The organism is Tateyamaria sp. 7Alg 36 (genome assembly GCF_059882455.1).
The window spans coordinates 2,579,711-2,594,444 of record NZ_CM187613.1; the positions used below are offsets into that span (position 1 = coordinate 2,579,711).

The 14,734-nt window shown below is 60.0% G+C and carries 11 protein-coding genes and 2 riboswitches; of the genes, 6 read left to right on the top strand and 5 right to left on the bottom strand.

Annotated features, from left to right (window positions below):
* Positions 1 to 2: 2 nt before the first annotated feature.
* Complete coding sequence (locus AC6GQJ_RS12625) at positions 3 to 1,244, bottom strand: D-amino acid dehydrogenase (RefSeq protein WP_500768755.1); 1,242 nt, start codon at positions 1,242 to 1,244, stop codon at positions 3 to 5.
* A gap of 60 nt (positions 1,245 to 1,304) precedes the next feature.
* Positions 1,305 to 1,411, bottom strand: a riboswitch (glycine riboswitch).
* 16 nt (positions 1,412 to 1,427) lie between these two features.
* Positions 1,428 to 1,518: riboswitch (glycine riboswitch) on the bottom strand.
* A gap of 68 nt (positions 1,519 to 1,586) precedes the next feature.
* On the bottom strand, positions 1,587 to 2,615 hold the full coding sequence (locus AC6GQJ_RS12630) for a glycoside hydrolase domain-containing protein (protein WP_500768757.1): 1,029 nt from the start codon (positions 2,613 to 2,615) through the stop codon (positions 1,587 to 1,589).
* A 241-nt stretch (positions 2,616 to 2,856) separates the two neighbouring features.
* On the opposite strand from AC6GQJ_RS12630, the gene AC6GQJ_RS12635 reads away from it, so the two are divergent.
* From AC6GQJ_RS12635 to AC6GQJ_RS12650, 4 genes are read left to right on the top strand one after another with little or no spacing between them, the layout of a single operon-like run.
* Positions 2,857 to 3,981 carry an ABC transporter permease gene (locus AC6GQJ_RS12635; RefSeq protein ID WP_500768759.1) on the top strand — a complete coding sequence of 375 codons (1,125 nt, stop codon included), beginning with the start codon at positions 2,857 to 2,859 and terminating at the stop codon, positions 3,979 to 3,981.
* A complete protein-coding gene (locus AC6GQJ_RS12640) occupies positions 3,978 to 4,769 on the top strand; it encodes an ABC transporter ATP-binding protein (RefSeq protein WP_500768761.1) in 792 nt (263 codons plus the stop codon). Before AC6GQJ_RS12635 ends, AC6GQJ_RS12640 begins: the two co-directional genes overlap by 4 nt.
* Positions 4,770 to 4,787: 18 nt before the next feature.
* On the top strand, positions 4,788 to 6,566 hold the full coding sequence (locus tag AC6GQJ_RS12645) for an MlaD family protein (protein WP_500768763.1): 1,779 nt from the start codon (positions 4,788 to 4,790) through the stop codon (positions 6,564 to 6,566).
* Entirely contained in the window at positions 6,563 to 7,213 is a 651-nt protein-coding gene (locus AC6GQJ_RS12650; protein WP_500768765.1) for an ABC-type transport auxiliary lipoprotein family protein, read from the top strand. Before AC6GQJ_RS12645 ends, AC6GQJ_RS12650 begins: the two co-directional genes overlap by 4 nt.
* 3 nt (positions 7,214 to 7,216) lie before the next feature.
* Here AC6GQJ_RS12650 and AC6GQJ_RS12655 read toward each other — a convergent pair whose 3' ends face one another.
* Entirely contained in the window at positions 7,217 to 7,618 is a 402-nt protein-coding gene (locus AC6GQJ_RS12655) for a DUF4864 domain-containing protein (RefSeq protein ID WP_500768767.1), read from the bottom strand.
* Between the two features lie 85 nt (positions 7,619 to 7,703).
* Positions 7,704 to 9,281 carry a lysine--tRNA ligase gene (locus AC6GQJ_RS12660; RefSeq protein ID WP_500768769.1) on the bottom strand — a complete coding sequence of 526 codons (1,578 nt, stop codon included), beginning with the start codon at positions 9,279 to 9,281 and terminating at the stop codon, positions 7,704 to 7,706.
* A gap of 143 nt (positions 9,282 to 9,424) precedes the next feature.
* On the opposite strand from AC6GQJ_RS12660, the gene AC6GQJ_RS12665 reads away from it, so the two are divergent.
* Both AC6GQJ_RS12665 and AC6GQJ_RS12670 read left to right on the top strand, forming a co-directional pair.
* Positions 9,425 to 9,850, top strand: coding sequence for a tellurite resistance TerB family protein (locus AC6GQJ_RS12665; protein ID WP_500768771.1), 426 nt, complete (start codon positions 9,425 to 9,427; stop codon positions 9,848 to 9,850).
* 211 nt (positions 9,851 to 10,061) lie between these two features.
* Entirely contained in the window at positions 10,062 to 12,347 is a 2,286-nt protein-coding gene (locus AC6GQJ_RS12670; RefSeq protein ID WP_500768773.1) for a glycosyl hydrolase family 28-related protein, read from the top strand.
* Between the two features lie 65 nt (positions 12,348 to 12,412).
* Here AC6GQJ_RS12670 and uvrB read toward each other — a convergent pair whose 3' ends face one another.
* Positions 12,413 to 14,611, bottom strand: coding sequence for an excinuclease ABC subunit UvrB (gene uvrB / locus AC6GQJ_RS12675; protein WP_500768775.1), 2,199 nt, complete (start codon positions 14,609 to 14,611; stop codon positions 12,413 to 12,415).
* Between the last annotated feature and the right edge of the window lie 123 nt (positions 14,612 to 14,734).

Here is a 14,734-nt window from a genome sequence, read left to right on the forward strand (position 1 = left end):
ACTTAGGCCGCATTCTTCATGCGCGCTGCGTCGACGGAATCGGCCACACCCTGTGCGGTCGCCGCCGACAAGGTCCAACCCAGATGGCCGTGGCCGGTGTTGTAGAACACACCGGGTTTCGATCCGGGGCCGACTTTGGGCATCATTGATGGCAGCATGGGGCGCAGGCCCGCCCATGGCACACAATGTTCGGTCGACACGCGGGGGAAGAATGTTTCGCACCAGTCGCGCAGCGGTCTGATCCGGTTGTCGCGGATGTCGAGGTTGTAGCCGTTGAATTCGGCAGTGCCCGCGATGCGGAAGCGGTTCTTGCCCAGACGCGAGGTGACCACTTTGGCCTCGTCATCCAGAAGGCTGACCCATGGGGCGGCTTCTTGGCTGGCGTCGTCGTCAAGGTTGACCGTGATCGAATAGCCTTTGACCGGATAGATGTTCACGCGGTCGCCCAGTTGTGCGGCAATGGTGCGGCTGTAGACACCGGCACAGACCACGATGCCATCAAAGACAGCGCTGTTGGCGTCTTTGAAATTCTGGCCTTCTTCCCAGTCCAGTTTGACGCCGTCGCCGGTGTGGTCGAATTGTGTGACCTTGGATTTGTAGTGGAAGGACACGCCCATCTTCTCGCAGCCTTCGGACAGCTTACGTGCGTATCGGTGGATGTCGCCGGTAAAGTCGCTTTCGGTGTAAAAGCCGCCCAACGTGTCGGTTTGCAGCGCGGGTTCGAGTTTGCGCACTTCGTCCGCGGATACTTCGCGCCGTTCCAGCCCCGCCTTTTCCAGCAGGACATTGACGCGGCGGGCGTGGTCGAATTCGGACTGTTTCTTGTAGACGTGCAGGATGCCGCGCTGTTCGAGGTCGAAATCGACGTCGACTTCGCGGGCGAATTCCAGCAGGTGTGCGCGGGCTTCGATGGCCAGACGCGCGGTGGCGATGGTGTTCGCCTCGTAGTCGGGGATGTTGCTCATGAATTCGGCCATCCACGACAGCTTGTGCCAGCTTGGCTTGGGGTTGACCAACAGCGGGGCGTCGGATTTTAGCATCCACTTCATGCCCTTTAGCACGGTGCCCCAGCGGGTCCAGACCTCGGCATTGGAGGCGGACAGCTGGCCGCCATTGGCAAAGGATGTTTCCATGGCCGCATAGCGGTTGCGGTCGAAGACAGAGACGTCATAGCCGCGGCGGGCCAGAGCGTAGGCAGTTGTGATACCGGTGATTCCGGCACCGATGACGGCGATATGGGTCATGTCGGGTGTCCCCCGTTTGCAACGCATTGATACGGATGCAGCCGACGGTTGCGTCGGTCCACATCCCCATCTGTTGCGTTACCTGAGAGCTTGACGCCAGAACTCTGGCGCTTTCTCCGTCGGTGGATCGGGGGCGTTACGCCCGACCGCTCTCCAGATCGTCTACATGCCCGTTTATCGGGCGCGGCTGACACGGTCCCTGTGCCTGAGAGTTTCCGGGGCGTTGCTCCTTCGGCGGCAGGCATCTTACCCTGCGCTCTCCCATGTCAGCCTTTCGGCTTGGGCGCTGTATAGGCGGCTTGGTGCCCTTGGGTCAATCGCGATGTGCGCCTGCCCGCAGGTTCAGTCGGCATAGCAACTGACCGCCGGATTGCGCGTGGGGCGGGTAAAGCTGGGCGCGCGTTCATCGAGGTAATTCCACTGGCCGAAATCGTAGTCGTTGCCGTTGACCTCGTTAAAGTCGAATTCGACCCGCCCGCCAGAGCGGCGGCTCCATCCGTCGCATTTGGTGACCAGTTGCTGGCGCAAAGCCCAGCGTCCCGAGGTCGAGAACGCCTCGTATCCCGGCCAGCCGGTGGATTGCGCCAGCCAGCAACGACTGATCACACCCTGATTCAATAGATAGTCGCAGACAAGGCCGCTGCCATATCCGCCGATCTCATAGCCCATCGTGCCGGTGCTGGCGCGGTGCTGGTCGAACACGCCGCGGATATCTTCGAAATACTGGGCGATGAAGGGCAGGATCGCTTCGGGCGGGACTTTCCCACCGGGTAGGCCGAAATATTCCTGATGTTTGGTGCGAAACACTTCGTAGAAATCGGCGTGCTTTTTGAAGTTGCCCGCGCCCATGCGGTTCTTCATCTCGGTGGCTTGGGTGGCGGAAATCGCGGCCCCCTTGTTGATCGCATACTGATAGTTCGCGCCCTTGATCCCTTCGGCCACACCGTCAACGCCGAAATAGATCGTGCTGCCCACGGGCTGACCGTTGGCGCGGGCAAGTTCGATGCTGCGCTCGGCGTCTTTGATGCCGCGCCGTCCGTCTAGAAAGGTCAGGGGGCTGTCGTTGCGGTGCTGGAAAACGACCGCGATGCTGAACCCATTATCCAGCAGGACATCCGTTTCCTCGGGGACAAGTGTTTTGCAGGGAATGGTTTCGTCGGGGTGATCGTAATAGCGGATGATCGTTTCGATGCCCAAGCGCCAAAGCTCGGTCGCGGCGTTGCGCCCGTCGCGGTCGGCCAGGTCGGTGATCGGCGCGGAAAAGTCCGCCACGCCATAGCTGTGCCCAGGCGCGCAAGAGGGCGGGGCCGCGACGGCAATCGGTGCGCACAGGGTGGCAAGGATGGCGAAAACGGCGGACCTGCGGAACATATGGGCACCTCAACGGACTGAATGGAAAAGCTTAAATATACCCCTCGAACCTACGCGGAGCGTGCGTTTTTCTCAAGAAATTTCACTATTTTGCCGCTGACGGGCAGTGTCGCGCAGATGCGGTGTGTATCATAGTGCGGTGCACAGCGATGGGCGTGGCCATTGCCATATCCGTGGGATAGAATTGCAGCCTGCGCCGACCCTCTGCCCCCGAATCCATCTGCCGGATCAAGACCTTCCCATGACTGCCCCGAGTGTAAATTTTGCCGATGATGACGGTGTGCAGGTGCTGCATCTCGGCGGTGATCTTGTCACCGAACATCTGGAACAAGCGGCACCCAAATTTGACGCGGGCGACACCGGCGCCAAGACGCTGCGCATTGATCTGGATGGGCTGGATAGTCTGGACACGGGTGGCGCGTGGTTGATTGCGACGCTGAAAAAGCGGTTCGAGGCGGCAGGAGCGACGGTCGAATTCACCGATACATCCTCAAACCGCATGGCGCTGATCGACACAGTGCTGGACGCCCTGCCGGACGAGGACGGGGAAGAGCACCCGCCGCGCGGCTTTCTGCCGTGGGTCGAAGGCGTGGGCGCGGCCACGGCCAGTGTCGGCACCACCGCAGCATCGCTGCTCAGCTTTGTCGGTGAGATATTGGCGAGCTTTGTCTATGGCGTCGTGCGTCCACGGCGCTGGCGGCCTGCGGCCCTTGTCAGCCAGATGCAGGAAACCGGCCTGAACGCCATTCCTATCGTCGTGTTGATGAGTTTCCTGATCGGTATCGTGCTGTCCTTTCAGGGGGCATCGCAATTGCGCCAGTTCGGGGCAGAGGTGTTTGTCGTAGACCTGATCGCGATCTCTATCCTGCGCGAGTTGGGCATTTTGCTGACGGCGATCATCGTTGCGGGCCGGTCGGGGTCGGCCTTTACCGCGTCAATCGGGTCGATGAAGGTGCGCGAGGAGTTGGACGCGATGCGCACTCTGGGGCTTGATCCTACCGAGGTGCTGGTGCTGCCGCGCGTGATCGCCCTGATCATCATGCTACCTGTACTGGGCTTTATCGCCAATGTGTCCGGCCTGTTAGGTGGCGCATTGATGAGCTGGGTAGAACTGGGCGTCAGCCCGAGCATGTTTGTCACGCGGCTGCAGGAAAACACCGATGTCTGGCATCTGGCCATCGGTATGATCAAGGCACCGTTCTTTGCCGCCATCATCGCGACGGTGGCGTGCTGGCAAGCGATGCAGGTGCAGGGCTCTGCCGACAGTGTCGGGCGGCATACGACCTCTTCGGTGGTGCAATCCATCTTTCTGGTGATTGTCGCGGATGCTGTATTCTCGATCTTTTTCGCGGAGTTGGGCGTGTGAGCGACAGTCCGGCAAATGACCCCGACCGCGAGGCGGTGATCACAGTGCGCGGGCTGGTAAACCGGTTCGGCACGCAGGTGGTGCATGACAATCTGGACCTTGATGTCTGGAAGGGCGAAGTGCTGGGCATCGTCGGTGGATCGGGCACGGGCAAGTCCGTGCTGCTGCGCACCATTGTGGGGCTGAACCGGCCTGCGGCGGGGTCGATCCATGTGCTGGGGTCGGACGTGCTGCACGGCACCCGAGAGGAACGCCTGCGCGCCGAAAAACGCTGGGGCGTGGCGTTTCAGGATGGCGCGCTGTTTTCGTCGCTGACTGTGCTGCAAAACGTGATGGCGCCGATGCGAGAGCATTTGAACCTGAGCCCCGCGCTGATGAAGGCGCTTGGCGCGCTCAAGATCAGCCTCGTGGGCCTGCCCGCGCTGGCCTGTGGCAAGTTTCCGTCCGAACTGTCGGGCGGCATGCGCAAACGGGCGTCCCTTGCCCGTGCGCTGGCGTTGGACCCGTCCATCGTGTTTCTGGATGAACCGACCGCGGGCCTCGATCCCATCGGGGCGGCGGCCTATGATGATCTGATCAACGAACTCAAGCGGTCGCTTGGGCTGACCGTGTTCATGGTCACCCACGACCTCGACTCTCTTTATGCGATCTGCGACAGAATTGCGGTGCTGTCGGACAAAAGGGTGATGTTCGAGGGACCGATCGAGGGGATGACAGAGATCGACCACCCGTGGGTTCAGGAATATTTCACCGGACCCCGTGCCCGCGCGGCACAAGCGAAAACCTGAGGAAGGCTGCCTGCACCAATGGAAACCAAAGCCAATTATGTCCTGATCGGACTGTTCACACTAGGGGGGCTCCTTGGTGCGTTGGGGCTGTTGTTGTGGCTGGCCAAGGTCGAGGTGGACCGCAGCTATAGCTACTATGACATCCTGTTCGAGGATGTGTCGGGCCTCGGCTCGGCCAGTGATGTGCGGTACAACGGGTTGCCCGTGGGGCAGGTGGTTGACGTGGCGCTGGACGATCAGGATTCATCGCAGGTGCGCGTGCGTATCGAAGTGGCCGCAGACACGCCGGTGAACACCGAAACCGTGGCGCAATTGCAATCCCAAGGGGTCACAGGGGTCAGCTATGTGGGCCTGTCCGGCGGGTCCGAGACCTCCCCGCCCCTGCCGGGTGGTGCGACGATCCCGTCCGAGCGTACAGCGTTGCAATCGGTGTTCGAAGGTGCCCCTGTCATTCTGGACCGCGCTGTCGAGTTGCTGGAAGACGTCAACGACGTGTTCAACGAGGACAACCGCCAAGCGGTCAGCGAGATGCTGGAAAACCTGTCATCGGCCTCGTCCCGCATCGACACGGTTCTGGCGGATTTCGAATCCCTGTCGGGGGATCTGGGCGCTGCCGCGCGCGAGATCGCGAATTTCACCGACCGGCTGGACAGTCTGGCCACCACTGCCGAAACCACGCTGACCACGGCGACCGGCACGCTTGAGACAGCCAACGGGACGATCAGCACCATCGGCGATTTCACCACGACCAGCCTTGTACCTCTGGCCGATGACCTGCGCAGCGCCACGCAAAGCGCGACACGCATCATCGATGAGGTGGGCGGGCAGGCCGAGGTGATCGCGGGCAAGATCGACACGCTGACCACACAAGGGGCCGTGGTGCTTGAGGGCGCAACCCGAACGCTGGACACGGCCAACCAGACATTCGCATCGGCCAATACGGCCATTGGCGACATCAACAGCTTTACCACCACGAACCTTGTGCCTTTGGCGGATGATTTGCGCACCACGACGCAAACTGCCAACCGAGTGATCGCGGACGCGGGGGCCGATGTCAGCCGTATCGCGGGGCGCATGGACACTCTGGCAGAGCAGGGCACTGTCGCCATGGACACAGTGAATTCGGTGCTGGATGACACGCGCCAGACCGTGCTGGATGCGCGTACCACCGTTGCCCGCGCCAATACGTTGATCGACACGCAGTTGATCCCACTGGCCAGTGACGCGCGGGTGACAACGCAGACCGCCAACCGTGTGATGGAAGATGTGGGCGCACGCGCCGAAGTGGTCGCGGACAAGTTCATCACCTTTGCCGACGACGGCACCGAGTTGATCGCGACAGCGGACAAGACGTTCACCAATGCGGATGTCACCCTTACTGCTGTGTTCACGGCGATGGAGGACGCGTCGGTCACACTCGCCTCGGCCAACCGGACATTCGATATGGCCAACGACTTGATCGAGAATGACATCGGCGGGATCATCGCCGACCTGCGCGGGGCTGCCACGGCCTTTACCTCGACCGTCAACGCGACCTCGGCCAGTATCGATACCGTGACGGATCAGGTGCTGGCGGCGTCCACCTCGGCGGCGAACCTCACACGGTCGCTGGAACAAGTGATCAGTTCCAACCAGCGCCAGTTGTCGGACTTTGTGCGGCTTGGCCTGCCTTCCGTCCTCAAGTTCACGGACGAGGCGCGCAGTCTGGTCGGCAATATCGACCGGCTTGTGAACAAAATCGAACGCGACCCTGCACGCTTTTTGCTGGGGACTCAAAACTCAAGGTTTGATCGATGATGACTTATGTAAAGCCGTGGATGGTCGGCCTGATGCTGCTGTGCACCCTGCCAGGTTGTGCGACGATTGCGGGCCTGTCTGCTGCCGCGACGCCGAACGAATTGTACGTGCTGACACCGAAAAGCACGTTTGACAGCGCGCTGCCGTCCTTGCGGTATCAGATTGCCGTTCAGGAACCGACGGCCACGGCGGCCGTGGACACGGACCAGATCGCCGTGCAGCCGACACCGTTGCGGGTGCAGTACCTGCCAGAGGCGCGATGGGTGGATCGCGCGCCGTTGATCGTGCAGGCGCTGATGATCGAGAGTTTCGAAAACTCGGGCAAGGTGCCTGCCGTGGGCAGTTCGGCCATCGGCTTGCGCGCCGATTTCCTGATCGTGACCGACATCCGCGAATTTCAGGCCGTCGTGCCAACGGATAATCCTGATGCGCCGTTGCAGATTCAGGTGCGCTTGAACATCAAGCTGATCGACGCCTTTTCCGACCGCATCATCTCTTCCAAGTCCTTTGGCGAATTTGTCCCTGCGGCGAATGACAATCCGGTGACCGTGGTGGATGCGTTCGACCGTGCGCTTGGGTCGACCATGCGCGATGCGGTGGAATGGAGCGTTCGGGAACTGTCAGCCTATGGTGCGCCGCGGTTCTAGGGATCAGGCGCTAACGCCTGCATTTTCCAACAGGCGCACGCCGTTGATTTTCCAACCGGCATCGGTGTTCAACATGCGGTATTCCAGCAGGTGCACCATACCTTTGGTGTCGACGATGCGCACCGTCTGCCAATAGACTCCATCGGCCTCGCGCAAGTTCAGGTAGGTCACTTCCGACGGGCGCCACACCATGGGGAACCCTTGGGTGACCATACGCCCGAAATTGTCCGGCGTGCGAAAGATGTTCTGGATGGAGGGGGAGGCGAATTCGAAGGCTTCGGCGAAATTGTCCGCCTTGAATGCGTCGATCTGGTCGCTGATGACCCCTTGGATATCGTTGCCTTGGGCGAATGCGCCGCCCGCCATGCTTGCCGCCAAAGCCGCGCCCATCAACCAGTTCCGCATCTACCATCTCCCTATGTGATAGGAAGATGGTAGGGCGGATCGTATCGTTGCCAAGTGGCGGGCCGGTTCGGGCAATGTACGGTTGTCAGGCGACGAGTTCGCCCGCCAGCCCCTTGTCGATCAGCGCAATGGTCTCTTCGAGGCCATAGAGCGCGATGAAGCCACCAAAGCGTGGCCCTTGGCTCGCGCCCAGCAGCACTTCATAAAGGGCGGTGAACCAGCCACGCAGCGGGTCAAAGCGGTCACGACCGACCGAGTAGACGACGGATTGCAGCGCCTCATCTTCAATCGGGCCGTCATAGGCGGCGAGTTCGTCGCGCAGTGCTTGCAGCGCCTCACGCTCGGCATCTGTGGGCAGGCGGTAGGTTTTCGCAGGTTTCACGAAGTCGTTGTAATAGCGCACGGCAAAGCCGACGGCCTGATCCATGCCAGGATGGGAGGCAGGGCCGGTGTCGGGCGCATAGCGCTGGATAAAGCCCCATAGCGTGTCTTTGGTTTCTGCGCTGCTGACCGATGCGAGGTTGAGCAGCATGGCAAAGGGCACGACCATGTCACTGGCAGGCACGTCGCCGCCGTGGATGTGCCAGACGGGGTTGTTCAGGCGCTGCGTGTCGTCCTGCCCGACATAGGCGCGGAGTTGCTGGTGGTATTCGTCCACGGCCTTGGGGATCACGTCGAAATACATGCGTTTGGCCGTCTTGGGCTTTTGATACATGAAATAGGACAACGATTCCGCGCTGGCATATGTCAGCCATTCATCAATGCTGACCCCGTTGCCGGAGGATTTGGAGATCTTCTGGCCGTTTTCGTCGAGGAACAGTTCGTAAGTGAAGTGTTCGGGCTTTTTCTGCCCCAGAATCTCGCAGATGCGGTCATAGATCGGCGTGTTGGTCGAATGGTCCTTGCCGTACATTTCGAAATCGACGCCTAGGGCGGCCCAACGGGCACCGAAGTCGGGTTTCCACTGCAGTTTCACGTTGCCGCCTGTAACGGGCAGGGTCATTTCGGTACCGTCTTCGGTGTCAAAGGTGATCTTGCCGTTGACCGCATCGACATGCTTCATGGGCACGTACATGACGCGCCCAGTATCGGGGTGGATCGGCAGGAAGATGGAATAGGTCTGGCGACGTTCCTCGCGCAGCGACTTCAGCATGACAGCCATGATGTCGTCATACTTTTCCGCAGCGCGCAGTAGGATTTCGTCAAACTGGCCCGAGCGGTAGAATTCGGTCGCCGAGATGAATTCGTACTGGAAGCCGAACGTGTCGAGGAACCGGCGCAACATCGCGTTGTTGTGGTGCCCGAAGCTTTCGAATTTCTCGAACGGGTCGGGGACAGATGTGAGCGGCTTTTGCAGGTGTTCCTGCAACCGTTCGGGGTTGGGCACGTTGCCTGGCACCTTGCGCATGCCGTCAAGGTCATCAGAGAAACACACCAGCTTGGTCGGGATGTCCGAGATTTCCTCGAACGCGCGGCGGATCATGGATGTACGCGCCACTTCGCCAAAGGTGCCGATATGCGGTAGACCCGAGGGGCCGTATCCGGTTTCGAACAGAACATAGCCCTTTTCGGGCGGCGACTTTTCGTAGCGTTTCAGCACACGGCGCGCTTCTTCGAAGGGCCACGCTTTGCTTGTCATCGCGGTGTCACGCATACTCGACATAAGGTTCTGTCCTAACTGGTTCGGCCCGCGCCCGTTGCGGGGGCCAATCTGATCTGCGGCATTGGCCTATCATTGTGGCGCTACCTATTGCGAGGGGCGTCAGCCGTCAATATTTAGGGAAGTGAACAGCGAAAGGAAGCGCCATGTCTGAGACGGAACAATTCAGCCTGACGGCTCAGGATGCGCTGGTGGCGATGATGATCGCCGTATCCGCGTCGGACGAGGATATTCGCACTGCCGAATTGATCAAGATCAACGCCGCTGTGAACCACCTGCCTGTGTTCGCAGACTATGATGTGGATCGTATGAACGCGACCTCACAGATGGTGTTTGACTTGTTCGAGCAGGAAGACGGACTTGATGCCCTATTCGGTCTCGTGCGCGAGGCGCTGCCAGAGCGGTTGTTCGAGACGGCGTATGCGCTGGCCTGCGATGTGGCCGCAGCGGATGGCAGTCTGGACGAGGCCGAACTGCGCCTGCTGGAAGAAATTCGTTACGAGTTGAACATTGATCGTTTGCATGCTGCCGCGATTGAGCGTGGCGCGCGGGCACGACACCTGACTGTGTAAGGGCGCGCCCCTAGCCGTCGTCGGATACACCTAAAATCAGTGACTTAGAGCTGTTTGTGCTTGGTCATTTGCGACCGACCGCAAGGGCCGCGCGTTGCCCGACGTGGCGGTGAAGCGCGCGCTTGCCTGACCGCGTGTTAACCTGCCGTTGATACTTCCCCTTCCCGAACAGGCCGGAGCCCCCGGTGCTTGCGACAAAAGGGATAGATGTATGAACAAGGCGATCACAGATGGCGTGCTTTTCACGCCGCCGGCATTTGCAGACGGCCTGAATGTCTGGTCGAGCGGCGACGGTACACCTGGAACGGACACCTACCAGAACGCCGCCAATGCGGCCTATGTCCCGTCGGATCAGGATTTTGGCGGCTGTCTTGAGTTGCAAAAGATCGAGAACACCACGCGCCTGCGGTACATGGGTGAAACGCCACTGCTGCCGGGATGCTATCTACGCGTCTCCGCGCGAATCAAGGCGCTGAGCGGGAGCCTGCCAAGTGTGCGCATTGCCGGATATGCCGCGCAGGCCAACGGCACGGCGGTTGGCGGTCTGACCCTTGAGGCGAACAGCGTGGCGCTGACCAGCTATGGCGAGGTCATCGAGGTGTCGGCCATTGTGGGGGCGGGCAATCGGGGCGGTGTCGACCTGGTTTGGGGCGCGGCGCCTGTCTATGGCCATTTCGGCATCGACCTGACGGGGCCGAATGGTGGCGTGGTGCGCATCGACGATATCGAGATCACGGATGTCACCTCGGCCTTTTTGCGCGACATGGTGTCGGTGGTCGATGTGCGTGACTATGGCGCGGTCGGTAATGGCGTAACCGATGACAGCACTGCCTTTGATGCGGCAAATGCTGCCGCGAACGGGCGCACGGTTCTAGTGCCTGCGGGGACATTCCGTCTGGAACGGGACGTAGCCTTTGACACGCTGGTGAAGTTCGAAGGGCAGGTGACCATGCCTGTCGACAAGATTTTGCTGCTGCGCAAAAGCTTTGATTTCGCCACCTATATGGAGGCGTTCGGGGACGAAACGCTCGCCTTCAAAAAGGCGTTTCAGGCGCTGCTGAACAGTTCGGATCACGAAAGCCTTGATCTGAACGGACGCCGTATTCAAGTGGATGATACCATCGACATGCAGGCCGCTGTGCCCAATCGCGACCAGTTCAACACCCGCCGTGCGATTCGCAACGGGCAGATCGAAGCGGTCGGGGAAAACTGGGACACTGTGGTTGTGACCAGTCAGGCTACTTACAGCAACTCGGATTCGCGCACGCTGTCTAACGTCACAAACGCAGCCAATATTCCGGTTGGCGCGCTGGTGCAGGCCAATGGTGTGGGGCGCGAAATCTATGTGCGCGAGGTGAACGTGGCCGCGGGGCGCATCACTCTGAACGCGCCGCCCTATGATGCAGAGGGCACGCAAACCTACACGTTCACCCGTTTCAAATATCTGGTCGATTTCGGCGGCTTCTCGAAGCTTTCCAAGTTCAACCTGTCCAACATCGAATTCCAGTGTAACGGCAAGTGTAGCGGCATCATGCTGGCGCCGTCGGGGCCGACATTCGAATTGCAGGAATGCTTTATCAGCCGTCCCAAAGATCGCGGGATCACTTCGATCGGTGGGGGGTGTCAGGGCATTCTTGTAGACCGGTGCCAATTCCTGTCGAGCGAGGAAAGCGAACCTGTCGATCAGCGCACCAGTATCGCGCTGAACGTCAACTCCAACGATGCCAAGATCCGCGACTGCCGCGCCACTCAGTTCCGGCATTTCGCGTGCCTTGCGGGGCAGAACCATCTGATCATGGGCAACCACTTTTTCCAAGGCGACGGAGAGCCGAACGGCGTGCGCACAGCCGGTATTGTGTTGCAGGATAATTATACCGCAAGCGTGGTCACAGGGAACTATATCGACAACTGCTTTATCGAATGGACGAATGAACGGGACCGTACACCGGATTTCACCTCTGGCTTTTCGTTCAGTTCTTTCAGCATGACGGACAACGTCCTGCTGTCAGGCGATGTGGGCCCCTGGTTCAGCTATCTTGTGGTCAAGCCGCACGGGTCCGGTCACTTCCTGAACGGGGTGACGGTGCGCGGCAACCGGTTCCGGTCCATCAATGGCGTGATGACGCGAGCGGAACGGGTCGATACGAGCTTTTCCGATCTGGATCATTCGCGCAACCGGTCGGTGTTTTTTGACGGCAACTCGTACCACAACATCACCGAACAGGCGCAGAACCCGCTGGTCGTGGCACATACCGAGAATTCGAATGCCAAGGTGTGGACCATCGGGACAAGCAAACGGCTGCCGTTCGAGAGCTACTGCATCTTTGTGGACGCGGTGTCCCTGACCGGCGACTTGCGCGACAGTTCCAACGTGAAGGTTTACGAGACGCCTGTGGGCAAGGGGCGCATCGGCGCGAACGAGGACGAGTTCACGCTGGAATTCGCCAAAGAGGTGCGCGGGCAAATCCGTGCCACCGTGCGGATGGACAAGGACTGAATATAGCGAAAGGGCAGGCCTTTATGGCCTGCCCTGATTTACTTTGGGTGGGGCGCTGATATCTATCAGCGCTTTCGCCGTTTGACGTTCCCGCCCCGTTGACCTGCGCGCCCTGCTGTACTGCGACCGCTGGCCTTGTGCGCATCGTCCACGGCCTTTTCCACCGCATATTGACGCGCAAGCGGATCGTCGGCCACAGCCAGATCGACCGCTTCAAGCCGTTTGACCTCATCCCGCAGGCGCGCCGCCTCTTCGAATTCGAGGTTTTCAGCCGCTTTGCGCATGTCGGCGCGCAGGCCGTCCAGCACGGTTTGCAGGTTGCCACCGGCCATGCCCTTGTCGATCTTGGCCGTGACGCGGGATTGGTCGGTATCGCCTTTGTACAGGCCCGCCAGCACGTCCTCGACGTTCTTCTTGACCGTCTGCGGCGTGATCCCGTGTTCTTCGTTATAGGCGATCTGCTTGGCGCGGCGGCGGTCGGTTTCGGCCAATGCACGCTCCATCGAGCCTGTGATCTTGTCGGCGTACATGATGACGCGACCGTCCGCGTTCCGCGCTGCCCGCCCAATGGTTTGCACAAGAGAGGTTTCTGAGCGCAGGAACCCTTCCTTGTCCGCATCCAGAATGGCGACCAGCCCGCATTCAGGGATATCCAGCCCCTCGCGCAGCAGGTTGATCCCAATCAGCACATCGAACGCGCCGAGGCGCAGGTCCCGCAGGATTTCGATCCGTTCGAGTGTGTCGATGTCGGAGTGCATGTAGCGGACCTTGATCCCCTGTTCGTGCATGTACTCGGTCAGATCCTCGGCCATGCGTTTGGTCAGCGTGGTGCACAATGTGCGCATGCCGTTGGCCGTCACTTTGCGCACTTCGTCCAACAGGTCATCGACCTGCGTGGTGACGGGGCGGATTTCGACGACGGGGTCCAGAAGGCCCGTGGGGCGGATCACTTGTTCGGTGAACACACCGCCCGCCTGATCCAGTTCCCACGCGGCGGGGGTGGCAGACACGAACACCGATTGCGGGCGCATGGCATCCCATTCCTCGAACTTAAGGGGGCGGTTGTCCATGCAGGAAGGCAGGCGGAAACCGTGTTCGGCCAGCGTGAACTTGCGGCGGTAGTCGCCTTTGTACATGCCGCCGATCTGGGGCACGGACACGTGGGATTCATCGGCGAACACGATGGCATTGTCGGGAATGAATTCGAACAGGGTGGGGGGCGGTTCACCCGGGGCGCGGCCCGTGAGATAGCGCGAGTAGTTCTCGATCCCGTTGCACACCCCCGTTGCCTCAAGCATTTCGAGGTCAAAATTCGTGCGTTGTTCAAGGCGCTGTGCTTCAAGCAGTTTGCCGTCGTTCACCAGTTGATCAAGACGCTGCTTGAGCTCTTTCTTGATGCTCTGGATCGCTTGGTTCATCGTCGGTTTGGGCGTGACATAGTGGGAGTTCGCGTAGACGCGGATATGCTCCATCGTATCGGTCTTTTCGCCGGTCAGCGGGTCGAATTCTGTAATGCTTTCCAACTCTTCGCCAAAGAAGGACAGCCGCCAAGCGCGGTCATCCAAGTGGGCGGGGAAGATTTCGAGCGCGTCGCCGCGCACGCGGAAGGTGCCGCGAAAGAACGCCTGATCGTTGCGTTTATATTGTTGCGCCACAAGGTCTGCGATCACCTGCCGTTGGTCATAGGATTTGCCGACCTTCAAATCCTGCGTCATGGCCCCATAGGTTTCGACCGACCCGATACCATAGATGCACGACACCGAGGCGATGATGATCACATCATCGCGTTCCAAAAGTGCCCGCGTGGCCGAGTGGCGCATGCGGTCGATCTGTTCGTTGATCTGGCTTTCTTTCTCGATATAGGTGTCAGACCGCGCCACATAGGCCTCGGGCTGGTAATAGTCGTAGAAGCTGACGAAATATTCGACTGCGTTGTCGGGGAAGAACCCTTTGAACTCGCCATAAAGCTGGGCGGCGAGCGTCTTGTTCGGGGCAAGAATGATGGCGGGGCGTTGGGTTTCTTCGATAACCTTGGCCATGGTGTAGGTTTTACCCGTACCCGTCGCCCCCAAAAGCACCTGATCGCGATCACCTGCCAGAACACCCGCGCTCAACTCCTTGATCGCGGTAGGCTGGTCGCCTGCAGGCTGAAATTCGGTGTTCATCCGCAGACGCTTGCCGCCTTCCAGCTTCAGGCGCGTGCGCACGTCCTCGGCCGGATTGGCAAGGCTGGTTTGGGACTGATCGGTGTGGACATGAGGCATATGGCAAAGCTCCTTGCGTCTCTATCTGTCACGCAATCGCGCAGATACAAGGTGTTGTCGGATTTCACCGCTGCCTTGCTGCCAAAAATTGACCACATTAGGCCCCTCATAGAGGTCAATTTA